General features: G+C 73.9%; 20 protein-coding genes. 10 read left to right on the top strand and 10 right to left on the bottom strand.

From position 1 onward, the window contains the following. Positions 1-67: 67 nt before the first annotated feature. Complete coding sequence (locus ACIODU_RS18555) at positions 68-511, bottom strand: DUF4395 domain-containing protein (RefSeq protein WP_401768685.1); 444 nt, start codon at positions 509-511, stop codon at positions 68-70. Between the two features lie 75 nt (positions 512-586). Between ACIODU_RS18555 and ACIODU_RS18550 the strand changes: the two genes are divergently transcribed. The 5 genes from ACIODU_RS18550 to ACIODU_RS18530 all read left to right on the top strand — a co-directional run bounded on the left by ACIODU_RS18550 (position 587) and on the right by ACIODU_RS18530 (position 5,276). Then, the gene (locus ACIODU_RS18550; RefSeq protein ID WP_401768683.1) at positions 587-1,018 is read left to right on the top strand and encodes a TlpA family protein disulfide reductase; all 432 of its coding nucleotides are present in this window, start codon (positions 587-589) and stop codon (positions 1,016-1,018) included. Between the two features lie 180 nt (positions 1,019-1,198). Beyond that, positions 1,199-1,720, top strand: a complete 522-nt coding sequence (locus ACIODU_RS18545; protein ID WP_356423175.1) for a flavin reductase family protein — start codon at positions 1,199-1,201, stop codon at positions 1,718-1,720. Between the two features lie 209 nt (positions 1,721-1,929). Further along, positions 1,930-2,715: an electron transfer flavoprotein subunit beta/FixA family protein gene (locus tag ACIODU_RS18540; protein ID WP_356423172.1), complete on the top strand. Its 786-nt coding sequence runs from the start codon at positions 1,930-1,932 to the stop codon at positions 2,713-2,715. A gap of 96 nt (positions 2,716-2,811) precedes the next feature. After that, on the top strand, positions 2,812-3,774 hold the full coding sequence (locus ACIODU_RS18535) for an electron transfer flavoprotein subunit alpha/FixB family protein (RefSeq protein WP_356423169.1): 963 nt from the start codon (positions 2,812-2,814) through the stop codon (positions 3,772-3,774). A 212-nt stretch (positions 3,775-3,986) separates the two neighbouring features. Continuing rightward, positions 3,987-5,276, top strand: coding sequence for a DUF6986 family protein (locus ACIODU_RS18530; RefSeq protein WP_401768680.1), 1,290 nt, complete (start codon positions 3,987-3,989; stop codon positions 5,274-5,276). Between the two features lie 32 nt (positions 5,277-5,308). Here ACIODU_RS18530 and ACIODU_RS18525 read toward each other — a convergent pair whose 3' ends face one another. After that, positions 5,309-6,301, bottom strand: coding sequence for a LacI family DNA-binding transcriptional regulator (locus tag ACIODU_RS18525; protein WP_401768746.1), 993 nt, complete (start codon positions 6,299-6,301; stop codon positions 5,309-5,311). A 289-nt stretch (positions 6,302-6,590) separates the two neighbouring features. Here ACIODU_RS18525 and ACIODU_RS18520 point away from each other — a divergent pair, with 289 nt between their 5' ends. Beyond that, entirely contained in the window at positions 6,591-7,550 is a 960-nt protein-coding gene (locus tag ACIODU_RS18520; RefSeq protein WP_401768678.1) for an ROK family protein, read from the top strand. An 87-nt stretch (positions 7,551-7,637) separates the two neighbouring features. Here the strand turns inward: ACIODU_RS18520 and ACIODU_RS18515 are convergent, their stop codons facing one another. Together ACIODU_RS18515 and ACIODU_RS18510 are read right to left on the bottom strand one after the other, a co-directional pair. Continuing rightward, the gene (locus ACIODU_RS18515) at positions 7,638-8,039 is read right to left on the bottom strand and encodes a hypothetical protein (RefSeq protein ID WP_401768677.1); all 402 of its coding nucleotides are present in this window, start codon (positions 8,037-8,039) and stop codon (positions 7,638-7,640) included. A 75-nt stretch (positions 8,040-8,114) separates the two neighbouring features. Then, positions 8,115-8,297: a hypothetical protein gene (locus ACIODU_RS18510; protein ID WP_356423278.1), complete on the bottom strand. Its 183-nt coding sequence runs from the start codon at positions 8,295-8,297 to the stop codon at positions 8,115-8,117. Between the two features lie 250 nt (positions 8,298-8,547). Between ACIODU_RS18510 and ACIODU_RS18505 the strand changes: the two genes are divergently transcribed. Next, positions 8,548-9,585 (top strand): NUDIX domain-containing protein, encoded by a 1,038-nt coding sequence (locus tag ACIODU_RS18505; protein WP_401768674.1) that lies wholly within the window; start codon positions 8,548-8,550, stop codon positions 9,583-9,585. A 9-nt stretch (positions 9,586-9,594) separates the two neighbouring features. Here ACIODU_RS18505 and ACIODU_RS18500 read toward each other — a convergent pair whose 3' ends face one another. Together ACIODU_RS18500 and ACIODU_RS18495 are read right to left on the bottom strand one after the other, a co-directional pair. Then, a complete protein-coding gene (locus ACIODU_RS18500; protein ID WP_401768672.1) occupies positions 9,595-10,290 on the bottom strand; it encodes an MBL fold metallo-hydrolase in 696 nt (231 codons plus the stop codon). 146 nt (positions 10,291-10,436) lie between these two features. Then, positions 10,437-11,801 carry a dipeptidase gene (locus tag ACIODU_RS18495; RefSeq protein WP_356423153.1) on the bottom strand — a complete coding sequence of 455 codons (1,365 nt, stop codon included), beginning with the start codon at positions 11,799-11,801 and terminating at the stop codon, positions 10,437-10,439. A 159-nt stretch (positions 11,802-11,960) separates the two neighbouring features. Between ACIODU_RS18495 and ACIODU_RS18490 the strand changes: the two genes are divergently transcribed. Next, positions 11,961-13,265 (top strand): geranylgeranyl reductase family protein, encoded by a 1,305-nt coding sequence (locus tag ACIODU_RS18490; RefSeq protein ID WP_356423150.1) that lies wholly within the window; start codon positions 11,961-11,963, stop codon positions 13,263-13,265. 724 nt (positions 13,266-13,989) lie between these two features. Here ACIODU_RS18490 and ACIODU_RS18485 read toward each other — a convergent pair. Then, a complete protein-coding gene (locus tag ACIODU_RS18485; RefSeq protein WP_401768668.1) occupies positions 13,990-14,802 on the bottom strand; it encodes a BTAD domain-containing putative transcriptional regulator in 813 nt (270 codons plus the stop codon). Positions 14,803-14,942: 140 nt separating this feature from the next. Between ACIODU_RS18485 and ACIODU_RS18480 the strand changes: the two genes are divergently transcribed. Further along, entirely contained in the window at positions 14,943-16,178 is a 1,236-nt protein-coding gene (locus tag ACIODU_RS18480; protein ID WP_401768666.1) for a sensor histidine kinase, read from the top strand. Beyond that, positions 16,175-16,840 carry a response regulator gene (locus ACIODU_RS18475; protein ID WP_401768665.1) on the top strand — a complete coding sequence of 222 codons (666 nt, stop codon included), beginning with the start codon at positions 16,175-16,177 and terminating at the stop codon, positions 16,838-16,840. Before ACIODU_RS18480 ends, ACIODU_RS18475 begins: the two co-directional genes overlap by 4 nt. Here the strand turns inward: ACIODU_RS18475 and ACIODU_RS18470 are convergent. The 3 genes from ACIODU_RS18470 to ACIODU_RS18460 all read right to left on the bottom strand — a co-directional run bounded on the left by ACIODU_RS18470 (position 16,801) and on the right by ACIODU_RS18460 (position 18,977). Further along, positions 16,801-17,196 (bottom strand): DUF6332 family protein, encoded by a 396-nt coding sequence (locus ACIODU_RS18470; RefSeq protein ID WP_401768663.1) that lies wholly within the window; start codon positions 17,194-17,196, stop codon positions 16,801-16,803. The genes ACIODU_RS18475 and ACIODU_RS18470 overlap by 40 nt on opposite strands. A gap of 64 nt (positions 17,197-17,260) precedes the next feature. After that, positions 17,261-17,608 carry an SCO4225 family membrane protein gene (locus ACIODU_RS18465; RefSeq protein ID WP_401768660.1) on the bottom strand — a complete coding sequence of 116 codons (348 nt, stop codon included), beginning with the start codon at positions 17,606-17,608 and terminating at the stop codon, positions 17,261-17,263. A 91-nt stretch (positions 17,609-17,699) separates the two neighbouring features. Next, positions 17,700-18,977: an MFS transporter gene (locus tag ACIODU_RS18460; RefSeq protein ID WP_401768657.1), complete on the bottom strand. Its 1,278-nt coding sequence runs from the start codon at positions 18,975-18,977 to the stop codon at positions 17,700-17,702. Positions 18,978-18,996: the final 19 nt, after the last annotated feature.

Raw genomic sequence — 18,996 nt, 5'->3', positions numbered from 1 at the left:
TGCCCCATACGGGGCGCCGTGGCCAGTCCTGGTCTGCGCACGGGGCGAGATTCTCGTCACGTCGGCGTCACGTCAACGTCGCGTCGGCGTCGCGTCGGCGCACCGCCGCCGTCGTCCGGCGCAGCACCAGGTACATCTCGCAGCCGAGGCAGTAGCCGAACGCGGCGTTGAGGAACGCGGCGGCCAGCGCGCACGCCGTCGCCGCGAGCCCGAGCCACTCCGGGCCCGCGAAGAACCCCACCAGTCCGACCGCGGCGAAGACCAGCCCGACGGCCTGGGCGAAGCGCGGCGGCGCCGGGGACTCGAACTCCACCGCCGGGCCCAGGCGCGGCCTGACGACCGTACGGAACAGCCAGCCGTACGGGGAGCGCCGGACGCCCCCGACCGCGCCCGCCGCGAAGGCGAGCGTCTGCCAGGCGAGAAGGACGCCGCTGCCCGTGACGAGGACCGCGGCGAGTACGACGGTGGTGACGGCCGCCCCGAAGCGCGGCCCCCTGATGTCGAGATCCATGGCCTCAGCATCTCCCGCCCGCGCGCCGGCGCGGTCGCGGAATATTTTGCAGTCGTGTGAACGCTGCCGCTGAGGATGACGACGACAGGACTGATCGTGTGCGCGGCGGTACTCGCCGTGGCGGCCGTGTTCGGGCTGTGGCACCGGCGGGGCGAAGGAAGGCTGAGGATGCGCGGGCGGGACGGCGGGAAGCGGCTCGGCGAGGCCGAGCTGGGCGTGGGGCTGGGGGAGCGGGCGACACTCGTCCAGTTCTCCAGCGCGTTCTGCGCGCCCTGCCGGGCGACCCGGCGCACGCTCGCCGAGGTGGCGGAGATGGTCGACGGGGTCTCCCACGTGGAGATCGACGCCGAGGAACGGCTGGAGCTGGTACGGGAGCTGGGCATCCTCAAGACCCCGACCGTCCTCGTGCTCGACGCGGGCGGCCGTGTCGTCCGCAGGGCCGCCGGGCAGCCGCGCAGGGCGGACGTGATCGCCGCGCTCGGCGAGGCCGTGCGGCCGTGCTCTTGACCGCGTCCCGAGGGGGCGCCCTTGACCGCGACCCGCGCCCTCGGCACCCTGTCGTGGTGCCCCGGGAACTCCTGTTGTACGGACGGGCCCATGTGGACCTGGCCCGTCACGCGAGCGCGCGCTGTCCGGGTGTCTGAGCACCCACGGAACCGCTCCCCTCTACTCCCGGAAGGACGACGCATGACGGCGACGCCCGAGCTCAGCACTCCCCGGACCGCCACCCCCGACCTCTTCCGCTCCGTCTTCCGCCGGCACGCGGCGGGGGTCGCGGTCATCACCGCCCGGGGCGGCGGCCTGTCCGGCGGCCGGCCCGTCGGCTTCACCGCCACCTCGCTCAACTCCGTCGCCGCCGAACCCCCGTTGGTCTCGTTCGGCGTGGCCACGTCGTCGTCCAGCTGGCCGGTGATCGCCGAGACCGACTACCTCGGCGTCCACATACTCGGCGACCACCAGGAGGAGTTGGCCGCCACGTTCGCGCGCAGCGGCGCCGACCGGTTCGCGCCGCCCACGGGGTGGCGCACCGGACCCGAGGGCGTGCCCGTGCTGGACGGCGTGCTGGCCTGGCTGGTCTGCCGTGTCGTGGCCCGCGTCCCGGCCGGCGACCACCGCATCGTGGTGGCCCAGGCCGTCGTCGGCGACCCGGCGGGCGCGGGCCGGCCGCTCGTCTACCACCAGGGCCGCTTCAACACCCTGCGCGACTGAGAGCCCCCTGGGCGTCTCCGCGGGCATCTTCTGAGGTGCGTCGGGAAGGTCACAGTGCACAGCGCTTGCTCACGGGGCAGGCTCTGGATGTACTGACGAGTAATATTTACTCCGGTGCGCCGGTCTCCGGACCGGAAACCGTCCCATAAGGCGCCTATGCTGCGTGCAACAAGGCAGCCCAGAAATGACGATGCGGTAGGAGAGCCGGCGTGAGCCTGAGGATCGTTGTCTGTGTGAAGTACGTGCCCGACGCCACCGGAGACCGGCATTTCGCCGACGACCTGACTCTGGACCGGGACGACGTGGACGGCCTGCTGTCGGAGCTCGACGAGTACGCGGTGGAGCAGGCGCTCCAGATCGCCGGCGAGGCGGACGACGCGGAGGTCACGGTGCTGACCGTCGGCCCCGAGGACGCCAAGGACGCGCTGCGCAAGGCGCTGTCGATGGGCGCCGACAAGGCCGTGCACGTCGAGGACGACGCGCTGCACGGCACGGACGTCCTCGGTACGTCGCTGGTCCTCGCCAGGGCCATCGAGAAGACCGGCTACGACCTGGTCGTCTGCGGGATGGCCTCGACGGACGGCACGATGGGCGTACTGCCCGCGATCCTCGCGGAGCGGCTCGGGGTCCCGCAGGTCACGCTGCTCTCCGAGGTGTCCGTGGGCGGCGGCCAGGTCAAGGGCCGCCGGGACGGCGACACCGCGAGCGAGCTGCTGGAGGCGTCCCTGCCGGCCGTCGTATCGGTGACGGACCAGTCGGGCGAGGCCCGCTACCCGTCCTTCAAGGGGATCATGGCGGCGAAGAAGAAGCCGGTGCAGTCCTTCGACCTGGAGGACCTGGACATCGAGCCCGGTGACGTCGGCCTGGCGGGTGCCTGGACCGTGGTCGACGGGGCCACCCAGCGCCCGGCCCGCACGGCGGGCACGGTCGTCAAGGACGAGGGCGAGGGCGGCAAGCAGCTGGCCGCGTTCCTCGCGGAGCGCAAGTTCATCTGACCCGCCCCGGGGCCGCGGGCCGTGCCGGACGCCGGCCGGGCCCCGGTCGCCCACCCCATCATTCCCGCCCTCTCGCACGCGCAGGAGACCCGCACCATGGCTGAAGTTCTCGTCTATGTCGACCACGTGGACGGCGCCGTCCGCAAGCCCACCCTGGAACTGCTGACCCTGGCCCGCCGCCTGGGCGAGCCCGTCGCCGTCGCCCTCGGCGCGGGCGCCGAGGCCACCGCGGCCGTCCTGGCCGAGCACGGCGCGGTGAGGGTGCTGACGGCCGACGCGCCCGAGTTCGCCGACTACCTCGTGGTCCCCAAGGTCGACGCCCTCCAGGCCGCCCACGACGCCGTCTCGCCCGCCGCGGTGCTCCTGCCGTCGTCGGCCGAGGCGAAGGAGATCGCCGCCCGCCTGGCGGTCCGCATCGGCTCCGGTCTGCTCACCGACGCCGTCGACCTGGAGGCGGGCCCGGAGGGCCCCGTCGCCACCCAGTCGGTCTTCGCCGCCGCCTTCACGACGAAGACGCGCGTCTCCCGGGGCACCCCGGTCATCACCGTCAAGCCGAACTCCGCCCCCGTCGAGGCCGCCCCGGCCGCGGGCACCGTGGAGACGCTGGCCGTCACCTTCGGCGAGAAGTCCACCGGCACGAAGATCGTCTCCCGGTCTCCCCGCGAGTCGACGGGCCGCCCGGAGCTGACCGAGGCCGCGATCGTGGTCTCCGGCGGGCGCGGCGTGAACGGCGCCGAGAACTTCGCCGTCATCGAGGCCCTCGCCGACTCCCTGGGCGCGGCGGTCGGCGCCTCCCGCGCCGCCGTGGACGCCGGCTGGTACCCGCACGCCAACCAGGTCGGCCAGACCGGCAAGTCGGTCTCCCCGCAGCTCTACATCGCCTCCGGCATCTCCGGTGCCATCCAGCACCGCGCGGGCATGCAGACCTCCAAGACCATCGTCGCCGTCAACAAGGACGCCGAGGCGCCGATCTTCGACCTGGTCGACTACGGCGTCGTCGGCGACCTGTTCGACGTCGTGCCGAAGCTGACCGAAGAGGTCAAGGCCCGCAAGGGCTGACACCCGCCGGACGTCTCCCCCGCAGGGCCACGCGGTCGCGCCACCGTGTGGCCCTGCGCCATTCGTGTGGCTGACGGGACACCGTTGACGGGGCTCGACCGCGCCGATTAACTTCGGTGAACTTCCTCTCAACGGAATGTTGATTCCGCAGAGCGGAAAAGTTGGAGCTGTACGGGCGACCCGTACGGGACGGGCACGAGGAAGGCAAGCGGATGGCACAGCAGGAGACGGTGACCACCAGCCTGGCGAGCGCGGTCGGCGAGGACATCGCCGCGCGTCTCGCCCCGGTCGACGCGGACCTCGCCCGCCGCTACCCCGGCGACCCCGGGACCAGACAGCCCGTCCACACCGTCTACGTCCCCGCCGACGCCCTCACCGCCGGCACCGTCCGCTCCTGGGGCGACCAGGCCCTCGCCGCCCTCGACGAACACGCCCCGGACGCCGCCGCGCTGGCCGCCGTCCTCGGCCTCCCGGACGAGCTGGCCGGGCCGGTGCACGAGCGCGTACGGGCCAAGCTGGCGCGCGAACCGGTCGAGGACCTGCGGATCGACTTCGAGGACGGCTACGGACCGCACCCGGACGCCGACGAGGACGCCCACGCGGCCCGCGCCGCCCGGTTGGTCCACGCGGCCTACGCCGACGGCACCGCCGCCCCGTACACCGGCATCCGGATGAAGTGCCTGGAGGAAGCCGTACGCGACCGGGGGATCCGTACCCTCGACATCTTCCTCAGCGGACTGATGGAGGCGGGCGGCCTGCCCGACGGGCTGGTGCTGACCCTGCCCAAGGTCACGTATCCGGAGCAGATCGAGGCGATGGTACGGATCGCCGAGGCGTTCGAGACGGCCCGCGGCCTGTCCCCGGGACGGCTCGGCTTCGAGATCCAGATCGAGACCAGCCAGTCCATCCTCGCCGCCGACGGCACCGCGACCGTGGCCCGGATGATCGACGCGGCCGACGGGCGCGCCACCGGGCTGCACTACGGCACCTTCGACTACAGCGCCTGTATCGGCGTCAGCGCCGCGTACCAGTCGAGCGACCACCCCGCCGCCGACCACGCCAAGGCCGTGATGCAGGTCGCGGCGGCCGGCACCGGCGTACGGGTCTGCGACGGCTCCACCAACGTGCTCCCGGTCGGGCCCACCTCCCAGGTCCACGACGCCTGGCGGCTGCACTACGGCCTCACCCGGCGGGCCCTCGCCCGCGCCTACTACCAGGGCTGGGACATGCACCCGGCCCAGCTCCCGACCCGCTACTCCGCCGTCTACGCCTTCTACCGCGAGGGCATGGCGGCGGCGGCCGCCCGGCTGGTCGCGTACGTCACCAGGGCGGGCGGCGCCGTGCTCGACGAGCCGGCCACGGCCAAGGCGCTCAGCGGCTACCTCCTGCGCGGCCTGGACTGCGGCGCCGTGGACGACGACGAGGTCACCCTCCTCACCGGCCTGGCCCGTCCGGACCTGGAAGCACTGGCGGTCCCGCGCCGCGCGGCCAACGCCCTGTGAGGCGCGGGCGCTTGAGCCCCTGACCGTCCTGCCTACCGGTCCGACGGCGGCGGGATCTCGCCCGAGCCCCGGGCGATCAGCCGGGTCGGCAGCACCACCCTCGACGGGGCATCCGCCGCCCCGTCGAGGCGCTGGAAGAGCCGCTCGGCGGCCGTACGGCCCAGGGTCGCCGCGTCCTGCGCGATGACCGTGACCCCCGGCTCCAGCAGATCCGCCAGCTCGATGTCGTCGAAGCCGACGAGCGCGACCGGCCGGTGGTGCGCGGCCAGGACCCGTACCGCCGTCACCGTCACCCGGTTGTTGCCCGTGAGGATCGCCGTGACCGGCTCGGGCCCGCCGAGCATCGAGGCCACCGCGTCCCGTACCCGGTCGGGCGCGGTCGTGCCGAGCGCCACCCAGTCGTCGTGGATGGCGAGACCCGCGTCCGCCATGGCGGTGCGGTACCCGCGCAGCCGCTCGATCGCCGTGTGGATCCGGGGCTGGTCGCCGATGAAGCCGATACGGCGGTGGCCGTGTGCGATCAGGTGCGCGGCGCCCGATCGGGCGCCGCCGAAGCTGTCGGAAAGGATCACGTCCGCGTCGATGCGCCCGGCGGGGCGGTCCACGAAGACCGTCGCGACCCCGGCCCTGATCTCCGGCTCCAGATAGCGGTGGTCGTCCCCGGCGGGGATCACGATCAGCCCGTCCACCCGGCGCGCGCACAGCGCCAGCACCAACTCCTGCTCCCGGTCCGGGTCCTCGGCGCTGGACCCGTTGATGAGCAGCGCGCCGTGCGCCCGCGCCACCTCTTCCACGGCGCGGTTCAGCGGACCGTAGAACGGGTCGGCCAAATCCTCCAGGACCAGACCGATACTCGCCGTACGCCCTTTACGCAGCACGCGCGCCGAATCGTTGCGCCGGAATCCCAGCGCGTCGATGGATTCCTGCACCCGCCTTTCGGTGTCCGGGGTCACCCCCGGCTCGCCGTTCACCACCCGGGACACCGTCTTGAGTCCCACCCCGGCGCGCGCGGCGACGTCTTTCATGGTGGGCCGATTGCCGTAGCGGTTCTCGGGGCGGCGGGAGGTGTCGGCCACAGTGCGCTGTCCTGTCGTCGTCCGGGTACGAGTGGGTACGCGTCTGCACATCTCCGCGTACACCGGGGCGGATCCGGGTTCGCTGCGGATATGGCCGCCGGTTTGCCATTCAAGGCTGTGGCGACGAGCATAGGCCCTGGACAACGTTGTCAGGTGAATAGAGACTGTTCATCGAAGCGCAGGTCCGGTCATTCCCCGCACGGGCGGGGATACCTCGTCCCCGGGAGATCCGACACCGATGCATATCGACCGCGTTGCCGCACTCGACATCGGCGGCACCAAGATCGCCGGCGCGTTGGTCGACGGCAACGGCAGGATCCTCGTCCGGGCACAGCGGCCGACCCCCGCCCGGGAGGACGGCGAGAGTGTCATGCGTGCCGTCGGGGAAGTCCTCGCGGAGGTCGCGGCCTCGCCGCTCTGGCCGGGGGCCACGGCGATCGGCATCGGCAGCGCGGGCCCGGTGGACGCCTCGGCCGGTACGGTCAGCCCGGTCAACGTGCCGGGCTGGCGCGGGTTCCCGCTGGTGGAGCGGGTACGGGAAGCGACCGGCGGCCTGCCGGTGACGCTGGTCGGCGACGGGGTCGCCATGACCGCGGCGGAGCACTGGCAGGGCGCGGCCCGCGGCTACGACAACGCGCTGTGCATGGTGGTCTCGACCGGGGTGGGCGGCGGGCTCGTCCTCGGCGGCACGCTCCACCCGGGGCCCACCGGCAACTCCGGGCACATCGGCCACATCAGCGTGGACCTGGACGGCGACCTCTGTCCGTGCGGCGGGCGCGGCTGCGTGGAGCGGATCGCCAGCGGTCCCAACATCGCGCGCCGGGCGCTGGAGGGCGGCTGGCAGCCGGGCCCCGACGGGGACACGTCGGCGGCTGCGGTCGCCGCGGCGGCCCGGGCCGGCCACCCCGTCGCGATCGCGTCCTTCGAACGCGCCGCCCAGGCGCTGGCCGCCGGCATCGCCGCGACGGCCACGCTGGTGGAGATCGGCATCGCGGTGGTCGGCGGGGGCGTCGCGAACGCGGGCGAGGTCCTGTTCGCCCCGCTGCGCCGCTCCCTGGGCGACTACGCGACGCTCTCCTTCGTCCGGCAGATCAAGGTGGCCCCGGCCCTCATGGGCACGGACGCGGGCCTCGTGGGCGCGGCGGCGGCCGCCGCGCTGGGCACCCGCGACGGGGAGACGGCGACGGTCAGCGGCTGACGTTCTCGGGCTGATGTTCCCGGGCCGGCGTTCTCGCGCACGCGGGGGCGCGCGAGGACCGGAAGCGGCGGCTCGGCGGGAGACGGCTCAGCGGGTCGTCTGGCACGCCATGCGCCGGCTGCCCCGGAACTTCACGCACAGCTCCGTGTCCCTGCCGGTGTGGTGCGCCGGCCAGGTGTACATCAGCGCCTTGCCCGAGCGCGTGGCCGTTCCCGTGCCGGCGAGCCGGCCGTTCCGGTACAGCGACACCGCACGCGAACCGACGTGCGCCGGCGGATTGGTCCAGATGCCGGTGACCGCGTTCGTGGCGCCCCGGCCGTCCAGCCGGACGCAGATCTGCGGGCCGGAGAAGTGGTGGGTGCACGCGCTGCTGTCGGCCGCCGCGGGTGTCGCGGTCAGCGAGACCGCCACCCCCGCCAGGGCGAGCGCCACGGCGGACCGCCGGGCGGGGGAGCGCGGGGCGAAGGGCGCGGGCGGAACGGGTGGCATGTCGGCTCTCCGGCTCGTACGGCGGGCTGGGCGGGCACACGGGCGCGGGCGGGACCGTTCCCGCGCGGACACGCGCTACGTCGCCGCTTCCGCCGCCGTCGCCTGTGGGGGGACCACCACCAGGAAGAAGTCCGAGTCCAGGTCCATGACCACCTCGGCCGGTGTCCCCTCGTCCCGCCGGGCCCGTGCGAACTCCTCCGCGGGCCAACTGCCACGCGGCCCACCCGCGGGAAATCTCTCCAGCACCGTACGGCGCATCGTGTACCCCCTCGTCACATCGAGTTCCAACGATGTTCCTCGGGATTGTGTTACGCCCGGCACGGACATCGGTTCGTACAGTAGGCCGCTGTCCTGCCGAAACGGAAGCGGAACGGAAACGGACCGGCAACGGCTGGGACACGTCCGGATCTCCGGCAGCCGGTCCTGACGGCCGCTCCGACCACCCCCGGGGTTTCCGTGGCAGGGTGTTGCGGGCAATCCACTGGGGGCTACGGAAGAGGGGGATGCCGTGATTGTCTGGGTCAACGGGGCGTTCGGAGCGGGGAAGACCAGCACCGCACACGAACTGGTCGATCTGATCCCCAACTGCACGCTCTACGACCCCGGGCTCACCGGCGCGGAACTGGCGCGGCTGCTCCCGCAGAAGCGGCTCGCCGACGTCACCGACTTCCAGGACCTGCCGATCTGGCGCCGCCTGGTGGTGGACACCGCGGCGGCCCTGCTGGCGGAGCTGGGCGGGGTGCTGGTCATCCCCATGACGCTCCTGCGCCAGGAGTACCGCGACGAGATCTTCGGGGGACTGGCCGCCCGGCGCATCCCGGTCCGGCATGTGCTACTGGCAACTGACGAAACGATCCTGCGTGGGCGCATTGCGGCCCGGGAGGCCCCGGACGGCGACCGGGAGGCGGCCGAGCGTGACCGTCAGTGGTGCGACGAACACATCGAGCAGTACCGTACCGCCCTGCACTGGCTCACCGCCGACGCCCACGTCGTCGACACCAACACCCGGACGGCCCGCGAGAGCGCCGAATGCCTCGCGGACGCGGTGCTGACCGGCACGGCACGCGCCTGCGCGATCGTGCAGACCCCCGAACCCACCGCCGAGACCCTCGCCGCCGGGGTGCTGCTCTTCGACGAGCGGGATCGGGTGCTGCTCGTGGACCCCACGTACAAGCCCGGCTGGGAGTTCCCCGGCGGTGTGGTGGAGCAGGGCGAGGCGCCCGCGCGGGCCGGCATCCGCGAGGTGGAGGAGGAGATAGGCATCCGGCTCACCGACGTGCCGAGGCTGTTGGTGATGGACTGGGAGCCACCCCGGCCGCCCGGCTACGGCGGACTGCGCCTGCTGTTCGACGGCGGACTGCTGCCCGCCGGGCTGGCCGGTCACGTACGCCTGCCGGGGCCCGAGTTGCGTGACTGGCGCTTCGTCGGGGAGGAGGAGGCGGCCGGTCTGCTGCCGCCCGCCCGCTTCGAGCGGCTGCGCTGGGCGCTGCGGGCCCGCGAGCGGGGGATCGTGCTCAACCTGGAGGACGGCGTTCCCGTCGGCTGACCCGGCCGGTCACCGGGGCGGCGGCACCGGCCCGGCGACCGGCGCCCCGAAACCGGGAGTCGGGTCGCCGTGCCCGTAACAGACCGTGGACGGCCGCAGGGTGAGCAACCGGTCCATCGACTCCTGCGCGCGCTCCCGGTCCACGTGGAAGACCCCGAGGGTGATCCCGTTCACCGACGCCAGGGTGTCCCCGACGAACAGCACACCGTGGGACGGCAGATGGACCGCGATCGAGCCGTCGGTGTGCCCCGGCGTGTGCACCACCCGGGCCCCGTCGCCGAAGCCCAGCTCGTCGCCGTCCTCCACCTCGCGGTCCACGCGGGTGGGCGGCGCGGGCGGCACGGTCAGGCCGTGCTCGTACAGCGGGATCTCCCAGTCGAGCAACACCGGGTCCGGCACCGGCACATCACCCCGGACGACCGGGGCGTCCAGCCGGTGTGCGACGACCTCCGCGCCGTGGCGCCGCGCCAACTCCCCTGCGGAGCCCACGTGGTCGCGATGGCAGTGGGTGAGGACGATACGGCGCAGCGCGCCCGGGTCCTGCCCCAGGCGGGTGACCGCCTCCTCGATCTCCGTCGCGGCACCGCTGTGCCCGGCGTCGATCAGGGTCAGTTCCGTACCGTCGCGCCACACGTACGCCTGGCCGACCGGGAAGCGCAACAGGTGGAGGTGCGGGCGTATTTCGACGAGGTCGATGAGGTCCATGCGACGACCGTAGGCAGCGGGGGGCCGCTCGCGCGCCCTTCTACGCTTCGGGCGATCTTCGCTGTCCGCTGAACCGGCGCACCGCTCGTGGAACCGCCCCACCGCCCCACCGCCCCGCAGGGCCGGCAGGGCGGCCGACGTACGGCTCAACCCCGCTTCGACTCCGCGTAGTTGACCAGGAAGTGCGCCTCGGTGACGGACAGGCGCTCCAACTCCTCCGGCGAGACACTCTCGTTCACCGCGTGGATCTGCGCCGCCGGCTCGCTCAGCCCGATCAGCAGGATCTCGGCGTTCGGATACAGCGCGGCCAGGGTGTTGCAGAGCGGGATGGATCCGCCCTGGCCCGCCGTCTGCATCTCCTGGCCCGGATACCCTGCCCGCATCGCCTCCGCCATCGCGGCGTACGCGGGGCTGGAGGTGTCCGCGCGGAACGCCGAACCCTGCCCGATCTGCTCCACCGCGACCCGCGCACCCCACGGAGTGTGCTTCTCCAGGTGCGCGGTCAGCAGCTTCGTCGCCTCGGCGGTGTCCTGGCCCGGCGGCACCCGCAGGCTGACCGTGGCCCGCGCGCCCGCCTGGATCGAGGGCGTGGCGCCCACGACCGGCGGGGCATCGATCCCGATGACGGTGACGGACGGGCGCGCCCAGATCCGGTCGGAGACCGTCCCGTCGCCGATCAGCTCGACCCCGTCGAGCACCCTGGCGTCCGTACGGAAGTCGGCCTCCGGGTAGTCGAGCCCGTCCCACACGGCGTCCGCCGCGAGCCCTTCCACCCGGGTCGAACCATCCTCGGCGCGCAGCGAATCCAGGACCCGGATCAGCGCCGCGAGCGCGTCGGGGGCCGCGCCGCCGAACTGCCCCGAGTGCAGGTTCCCTTCGAGGGTGTCGACCCGCACGCGCAGGAGGGTCATCCCGCGCAGGGTGGCCGTCACGGTCGGCAGGCCGACCCGGAAGTTGCCCGTGTCGCCGATCACGACGGTGTCGGCGGTCAGCAGCTCCGGGTGCGCCTCCGCGTACCGCTCCAGGCCGCCCGTCCCCTGCTCCTCCGAGCCCTCGGCGATCACCTTGACGGTCACCGGAACCCCGCCGTTCGCCTTGAGGGCGCGCAGGGCCAGCAGGTGCATCAGGAAGCCGCCCTTGCAGTCGGCCGCTCCGCGTCCGTACCAGCGGCCGTCGCGCTCGGTCAGCTCGAACGGCGGGGACAGCCACGCCGCCTCGTCCAGCGGCGGCTGTACGTCGTAGTGGGCGTAGAGCAGCACCGTCGGGGCGCCCTCGGGGCCGGGCAGGACACCGTAGACGGACTGGGTGCCGTCGGGGGTGTCGAGGACCGCGACCTCCTGGAATCCTTCGGTACGGAGCGCGCCGGCGACCCACGCGGCCGCCGCCTCGCACTCGCTCTTCGGGAACACCGCGGGGTCCGCCACCGACCGGAAGGCCACCAGTTCCGCGAGCTCGGCCCGGGCGCGGGGCATCAGCGACGCGACGGTTTCGGCAATCGGATCGGCGGTCATGGGCACGCTCCTCGTGGGTGCGACGTTCTCCGGGGAGGAGGACGTGAGTGGTACGGCGAAGGCACCACAGATCCTCCCACAGCGGTTCCGGGGCCCACGCGCCGTAGGATGCCGTTCGACAACAGGGGCCACCGGTCGGATCAGGAGCAGAAGCACATCGTGAGCAGCGAGAACGCAGACGCCGGAAGCGAGCACGACGAGCCGGTGTGGGATGTCGTCGTGGTCGGAGCAGGGCCGGCGGGAGCGTCGGCGGCCTATGCCGCGGCGGTCGCGGGCCGTCAGGTGCTGCTGCTGGAGAAGGCCGAGTTGCCCCGCTACAAGACCTGCGGGGGAGGCATCATCGGTCCCTCGCGCGACGCGCTGCCCCCGGGCTTCGAGCTTCCGCTCAGGGACCGGGTGCACGCGGTCACCTTCTCCCTCAACGGCAAGCTGGCCAGGACACGCCGGTCGAAGCGGATGCTCTTCGGGCTGATCAACCGCCCCGAGTTCGACGCGAGCCTGGTCGAGCACGCGCAGAAGGCGGGCGCCGTGCTCCGTACGGGAGCGACGGTCTCCCGGGTCGAGCAGCACGGCCCGGCCGTGCCCGACCGCCGTACGGTCGCGGTGGTGCTCTCGGACGGCGAGACGGTGCTGGCGCGGGCCGTGGTCGGCGCCGACGGCAGCGCCAGCCGGATAGGCGCGCACGTCGGGGTGAAGATGGACCAGGTCGACCTGGGCCTGGAGGCGGAGATCCCCGTGCCGGAGACGGTCGCGGAGGACTGGGCGGGACGGGTCCTCATCGACTGGGGCCCGCTGCCGGGGAGTTACGGCTGGGTGTTCCCCAAGGGCGACACGCTCACCGTCGGGGTGATCTCGGCGCGGGGCGAGGGCGCGGCGACCAAGCGGTATCTGGAGGACTTCATCGCCCGGCTCGGTCTCGCCGGGTTCGAGCCGTCCGTCTCGTCCGGGCACCTGACGCGCTGCCGCAGCGAGGACTCGCCGCTGTCGCGCGGCCGGGTGCTGGTGTGCGGGGACGCGGCGGGGCTGCTGGAGCCGTGGACGAGGGAGGGGATCTCCTTCGCCCTGCGGTCGGGGCGGCTCGCGGGGGAGTGGGCGGTCAGGATCTCGGAGTCGCACGACGCCGTGGACGCCCGCAGGCAGGCGCTGAACTACGCGTTCGCGATCAAGGCCGGTCTCGGTGTGGAGATGGGCGTCGGCCGGCGGATGCTCGGCATCTTCGAGCGCCGTCCCGGGTTGCTGCACGCGGCGATCACGGGCCTGCGCCCGGCGTGGAACGCGTTCGCGGACATCGCCCGTGGCTCGACGTCGCTGGCCGGGCTCGTACGGACCCATCCGCTGGCCCGGCGCGCGCTGGACGTCCTGGACCGCAGGCAGGCGGCGGCCGCGGCGGCCGCCGAGGCCGAGGCGGGCACGTCGGAGGCCGGTACCACGGAGACCAAGGCACCGGAGGTGGGCGCTCCGTAGAGCACCGACGCACTCCCGGCCGCCCCGCCCGGTACCGGGTGTCCGGGGGCGGGGCGGCCGAGCCGGCGCCGCCGCGACGGCCTCCGCGCCCGCAGGCAGCGCGTCCTGGTCCCCCCGGACCCCGACGCTCCCAGTGCCACGACGCGACGGACGCCCGCGCCGCGTTGCACCCGCCGTGCGTCGCCGCAGCTACGACTCCGGCCCGCGTCCCGCGTCCGGGGCGCCGTCCCGGTACGGCGCTGTGCCCGCGTCGGGGTCAGGCCGCGGGTACCGAGAGGGCGCGGAGCGCGGGCCCCGGTTCCGCCGCTGTTCGGCGGGCGTTGTTCCGGGCCGGGGCCCGAGGCTCCAGTGTCGGGGGCGGCGGTGGGCCGGGGTCTCGCTCGTACATCCTCGTAGAGAGCAGCCAGCGCGGGCCCCGGTTCCGCCGCCGGGCGGGCGTTGTTCCGGCGCGGCGCCCGTGCCTGTGTCGGGGGCGGCGGTGGGGCCGGGGTCTCGCTCGTACATCCTCGTGGAGGGCACCCAGCGTGGGCCGGTTCCGCCGCCGTTCGGCGGGCGTCGTCGGGCGGTACGGCGGTCGTGCGTGGGGGTCGGGCCGTTGCTACCGGTCTCGGCGGCGGGGCCGAAGCCTCGCGTCGTACGGCGTCGTAGCGGGCGCGCGGCGCCGGGCCCGGTTCTGCCGCCGTTCGGCGGGCGTCCCCGAAGCGGCGGCGTCCCCGTGTCGGGGTCAGGCCGCCGGAGTCGATCCCGGCAGCGGGGTCGGAGTCCCGCGCAGTATCTCCTCGTACCGGGCGCGCAGCGCCGGTCCCGGTTCCGTTGACGTCGCCTCTGCGATCCTCGTCCGCGCCTCTTCGTACGCCGCCAGTGCCGCCGACGGGCACCCCGCGCGGTCGAGTGCCAGTACCAGTAGGTCGGCCAGCGGCTCGCGGAGTGGGTGGGTGGCCACCAGCCGGGTCAGTTCGGCCACGCACTCCCGTGCGCGCCCCCGCTCGATCTCGACCGCCAGCCGTGCCTCCCGTTCGCGCGTCCGCTCCTCCGCCCAGCGTCGGCGTTCCGCCTCCAGGTACGGCCCCGCCAGCCCCTCCGCGTACGCGCCGCGCCACAGCGACTCCGCCCGCGCGGCCAGGTCACCGGCGCTCCGCAGGTCCCCGGAGGCGCGTGCCTCCCCGGCCGTGCGCAGCAGGGCGTGCCGCTCGCGCAGGTCGTCGATGGTCGCGCCGGCGAGGCGGTAGCCCCGGCCGGTCCACGCCAGTTCCGGGGCGGCCCCCGGCTTCCCGGCGCCCGGTCCGAACGCCAGGGCGTGGCGCAGGCCGGAGACGTACTTCTGGACCAACGCCCTCGCCCGCGACGGCGGTTCGGCTCCCCAGACCGCGTCGACGAGCGCGTCGTACGGCATCGCCCCGCCATCCTGGTGCAACAGGACGGCGAGCACGGACCGTTGCAGCGGCGGCCCCAGCGGCACGTCGCCGTCCGGCCGCAAGGCCCTGAGCGGGCCGAGCAGTTCGAACCGTATGCCCGCCGCGCGTATTCCGTCCGTCATGTCCCGAGCGTATCCCGCCGCCCCTCTCGTGACGGTCCGCCCCCACCCGGCCGCCCCGCCGGCCGTACTCCCCGGGGAGTACGGAGGGTCACCTCGCCGGGCTGACGCCCGACCGGGCCGCCGGGGCTAGCGTGGCCGGTATGGAAGACCAGCACACCCGCCGTGACCGGGGCAGGGGCCGCCCGGCGTTCCTCCGCGCCCGGCGGGCCGGCGGGCGGGAGCGGCGCGTGCCCTGGCCCTCCACGCTGGCCCTGGCGGTCCTCGTCGTCGTCGGGACGGTCTTCGCCGGTCGGCACCAGCATCGGACCGGCCTCGACGTCTACGCCTTCCTGCTGCTGCTCGCCGGTCCCGCCCTGCTGCTGTTCCGGCGGCGGCATCCCGTCGTCGCGGTGTACGGAGTGGTGGCCGCCACGCTGGTGTACCTCGGCGCGGGCTATCCGTACGGACCGGTCTTCGTCACCGTCGTCGTCGCCGCGTTTGCCGCCATCGCGGCGGGCCACCGCCACGCGGCCTGGGGGGCCGTCGGCCTGCTCTGGGCGGGCCACGTCCTGCTCACGCACTGGCTGTACCGGTGGCTCCCGCCGGCCGGCGACCACGCCGCGCCCTGGGGACAGGAGGTGGTGATCGCCGCCTGGGTGGCGGCCGTCTGCGCCGCCGCCGAACTGCTCCGGGTGCGCAGGGAGCAGTGGGCCAAGGAGGACGCCGAGCGCGAGGCCGCCGAGCGGCGCAGGACCGACGAGGAGCGGATGCGCATCGCCCGCGAACTGCACGACGTGCTGGCCCACTCCATCTCGGTCATCAACGTCCAGGCGGGCGTCGGGCTCGCCCTGCTCGACGCCGACCCCGAACAGGCCCGCTCGGCCCTCACGACCATCAAGGCGGCCAGCAAGGAGGCGCTGGGCGAGATACGCCAGGTCCTCGACACCCTCAGAACACCCGGCGACGCCCCGCGCGCCCCGGCCCCCGGCCTCGACCGCCTCCCGGAGCTGGTCGAACAGGCCGCAGGCGCCGGTCTCACCGTGGAGGTCCGGCGCGAGGGCGAGGCGGCGCCGCTGCCGCCCGGGACGGATCTGGCGGCCTTCCGGATCATCCAGGAGGCGCTGACCAACGTGGTACGCCACTCCGGCTCCCGTACGGCACGGATCACGCTCGGCTACGAACGCGGGACGTCCGGCCGTGCGCCCCGCCTGCTCCGTATCCGTATCGACGACACGGGACCCGCCACCCACGGCGACGCGGGCGGCGGCGGCAACGGCCTCGTCGGCATGCGGGAGCGGACGGCCGCGCTCGGTGGCACGATCGAGGCGGGCCCGGGCCCGGACGGCGGCTTCCGCGTCCACGCCACGATCCCCCTGACGACCGAGGAGACCCCGTGATCCGCGTCCTGCTCGCCGACGACCAGTCCCTCGTACGGGCCGGATTCCGCGCGCTCCTCGACGCGCAGCCGGACATCGAGGTCGTGGACGAGGCGGCGGACGGCGAGGAGGCCGTGAGCCGGGTGCGCGAACTGCGCCCGGACGTCGTGCTGATGGACATCCGCATGCCACGCCTGGACGGTCTCGCGGCCACGCGCACGATCACCGGCGACCACCGGCTCGACGGGGTGAAGGTGGTCGTGCTGACCACGTTCGAACTCGACGAGTACGTCTTCGAGGCCGTCCGGTCCGGTGCCTCGGGATTCCTCGTCAAGGACACCGAACCGGACGAACTCCTGCGCGCCGTCAGGGCGGTGGTCGCCGGGGACGCGCTGCTCTCGCCGAGGGTGACCCGCCGGCTCATCGCCGAGTTCGCGTCCCGCTCGAAGGCCCCGGCGGACGCCCCGGGTCTCGCTGGGCTCACCGAGCGGGAGCGAGAGGTGATGGCCCTGGTGGGCATCGGCCTGTCCAACGACGAGATCGCCCGGCGGCTGGTCGTCAGCCCGCTCACCGCCAAGACCCACGTGAGCCGGACGATGGTGAAGCTGGGCGCGCGGGACCGGGCCCAACTGGTCGTGCTGGCCTACGAGTCGGGACTCGTACGGCCGGGCTGGCTGGGCTGATCCCCGGAGGGCCGATCTCCGTACGGCTGATTCCCGTACGGCGGATCCTCGTCCGGCGCCGGGTCGTACGGAGTCGGGTCGCCCGGCACCGGGTCGTACGGGGTCGGGTCGTACGGCGCGCGGTCACCCAGCGCCCGGTCGCGCGGGAAGCGCCACAGCACATGCACCACCCGCACCACGAACGTGATGCCCGCGGCCGCCCCCGCCACGCGGGCGAGACCGCCCGGCAGGCCGAAGTACCACACGGGCGCGTACAGACCGCCGTACACGAGGCAGGCGACGAAGCCGGCGCTCACCAGCGCGTAGCCGATCTCGACGGTGGCGGCGTCCCGTTGCGCTCGGCTCTGTGTCCCCATCCGCCGAGTTTCACCGCATGTGCGGCCCCGGGCAAGGGAGTTCACCCGGCGGTTCCGGCCGGGGTCAGGCCTCGCGGGGGTGCGCGGGCCGCGGCCGGTCGCGCAGCAGCCGTACGAACGCGCCGAGCGCGGCCGACTGGATCAGGACCGACAGGATCAACGCGGCGTAGGCGAACGCGGCCGATCCGGCCACCCCGTCACCGAACACTCCGCCGTCCATGAAGAAGACGAAGACGGTCGGCGCGGCGAGGAAGAAGAGCCAGACCCCGGCGAACGACGCGTCCTGGTGCGGGACGAAGAGGGTGTCGGCCGCGACGAACACCGTCACCGCGGCCACCAGGCCGAGGTAGACCTGCGAGGCGCGGTTGCCGAAGGTCAGCCGTGCCAGTCCGGTCAGCCGTCCTGCGTTCATGTCGTTCTCCCTGGTCCCCGTCGATGGGCGACGTGCGTGAAGTGATGCCCTTTCAGGATGCGGCGGACCGAACTGATGTGCCTGAGTACGCCTACTCAGTTGCCGGGAGTACGCCGTGCGCGGAGGCCGGCTCCGCGGGCGCGGACGGCACGTCGCGTGCCGCGTAGCCGATGACGGACGCGGCGGCGGCCAGTACGGCCACCGTGGTCAGGGCGAGCGGCAGCGTGAACCAGTCGGCGAGGAAGCCGATGGCGGGCGGGCTCAGCAGCATGCCGCTGTAGCCGAGCGTGGACGCCGTCGCGACCCCGCCGGGGCCCGCCAGCGCTCCGGCCCGGCCGATGGCCATGGGGAAGATGTTGGCGAGGCCCACACCGGCGACGGCGAAGCCCAGCAGGACGAGCCAGACCGACGGCGCGAGCGCGCCGACCAGCATGCCGACCGCGGCGGTGGCACCGCCGAGGACCAGTGCGCGGGTCTGGCCGAGCCGCTCCTGGAGGAGGGTGCCGGAGAGCCGTCCGGCCGTCATGGCGAGGGCGAAGAGCGAGTATCCGGCCGCCGCGAGGCCGGCGGACGCGTCGAGGTCCTGGGTGAGGTGCAGCGCGCTCCAGTCGGCCATCGCGCCCTCGCCGTACGCCGTGCAGAGCGCGATGACCCCGAAGACGACCACCGCGCGGCGGGTGCGGCGGTCGGGCTTGGCCGGCCCGGCCGCGCGTGCGGATCGTCGCGGGAGGTCCGCTGCCGGGCGGGCGCGCTGTGCCGGCGCCGGGACCGGCGCCGGGTGGCGCAGCAGCGCGGGGCCCGCCACGGCGGTGACGGCCAGGCCGAGCCCGGCCAGGAGGAGCAGGTGGACGGTGGGGGAGAGGCCGCCCGCGAGCAGCCCGCCGAGCCCCGCGCCGGCCATGCCACCGAGGCTGAACGCGGCGTGGAAGCTCGATATCACCGGCCGCCGCAGCGCCGTGACCAGGTCGACGGCCGCGCTGTTCATCGCCACGTTGGTGGAGCCGTAGGCCGCGCCGAAGAGCAGCAGCACGAGGCCGAGGGCGAGCGCCGAGTGGGTCAGCGGGGGCAGGACGATGCTCAGGGAGAGCAGCGTCACGCTGGCGACGGTCACCGGGTGGTTGCCGAAGCGGCGGCAGAGCCGTCCGGTGAGGGTCATGGTCACGACGGCGCCCGCGGACACCCCGAGGAGCGCGAGGCCGAGGTGGCTGGCGGAGGCTCCGGTCTGTTCCTTGATCGCGGGGATCCGGACGACCCAGCCGGCGAACAGGAAGCCGTCCAGGGCGAAGAAGAGGGTGAGGGCGGTACGGAGGGCGGACAGCGAGGACGCGGCGGAGGCGGACGGGGCGGGGGCGGACGAGGCGGGACTCATTTTGTTTCGGAACGGCACA

The sequence above is a fragment of the Streptomyces sp. NPDC088261 genome (genome assembly GCF_044740805.1).
In the GTDB taxonomy this organism is placed as follows: domain Bacteria; phylum Actinomycetota; class Actinomycetes; order Streptomycetales; family Streptomycetaceae; genus Streptomyces.
The sequence above is the reverse complement of the archived record's forward strand: the minus strand, read 5'-3'. Positions and strand labels throughout refer to the sequence as shown.

Coding starts and splice junctions, on each gene's coding strand:
- ACIODU_RS18555 (WP_401768685.1), bottom strand. CDS start 511: ATGGATCTCGACATCAGGGGGCCGCGCTTCGGGGCGGCCGTCACCACC.
- ACIODU_RS18550 (WP_401768683.1), top strand. CDS start 587: ATGACGACGACAGGACTGATCGTGTGCGCGGCGGTACTCGCCGTGGCG.
- ACIODU_RS18545 (WP_356423175.1), top strand. CDS start 1,199: ATGACGGCGACGCCCGAGCTCAGCACTCCCCGGACCGCCACCCCCGAC.
- ACIODU_RS18535 (WP_356423169.1), top strand. CDS start 2,812: ATGGCTGAAGTTCTCGTCTATGTCGACCACGTGGACGGCGCCGTCCGC.
- ACIODU_RS18530 (WP_401768680.1), top strand. CDS start 3,987: ATGGCACAGCAGGAGACGGTGACCACCAGCCTGGCGAGCGCGGTCGGC.
- ACIODU_RS18525 (WP_401768746.1), bottom strand. CDS start 6,301: ATGAAAGACGTCGCCGCGCGCGCCGGGGTGGGACTCAAGACGGTGTCC.
- ACIODU_RS18520 (WP_401768678.1), top strand. CDS start 6,591: ATGCATATCGACCGCGTTGCCGCACTCGACATCGGCGGCACCAAGATC.
- ACIODU_RS18515 (WP_401768677.1), bottom strand. CDS start 8,039: ATGCCACCCGTTCCGCCCGCGCCCTTCGCCCCGCGCTCCCCCGCCCGG.
- ACIODU_RS18510 (WP_356423278.1), bottom strand. CDS start 8,297: ATGCGCCGTACGGTGCTGGAGAGATTTCCCGCGGGTGGGCCGCGTGGC.
- ACIODU_RS18500 (WP_401768672.1), bottom strand. CDS start 10,290: ATGGACCTCATCGACCTCGTCGAAATACGCCCGCACCTCCACCTGTTG.
- ACIODU_RS18495 (WP_356423153.1), bottom strand. CDS start 11,801: ATGACCGCCGATCCGATTGCCGAAACCGTCGCGTCGCTGATGCCCCGC.
- ACIODU_RS18485 (WP_401768668.1), bottom strand. CDS start 14,802: ATGACGGACGGAATACGCGCGGCGGGCATACGGTTCGAACTGCTCGGC.
- ACIODU_RS18480 (WP_401768666.1), top strand. CDS start 14,943: ATGGAAGACCAGCACACCCGCCGTGACCGGGGCAGGGGCCGCCCGGCG.
- ACIODU_RS18470 (WP_401768663.1), bottom strand. CDS start 17,196: ATGGGGACACAGAGCCGAGCGCAACGGGACGCCGCCACCGTCGAGATC.
- ACIODU_RS18465 (WP_401768660.1), bottom strand. CDS start 17,608: ATGAACGCAGGACGGCTGACCGGACTGGCACGGCTGACCTTCGGCAAC.
- ACIODU_RS18460 (WP_401768657.1), bottom strand. CDS start 18,977: ATGAGTCCCGCCTCGTCCGCCCCCGCCCCGTCCGCCTCCGCCGCGTCC.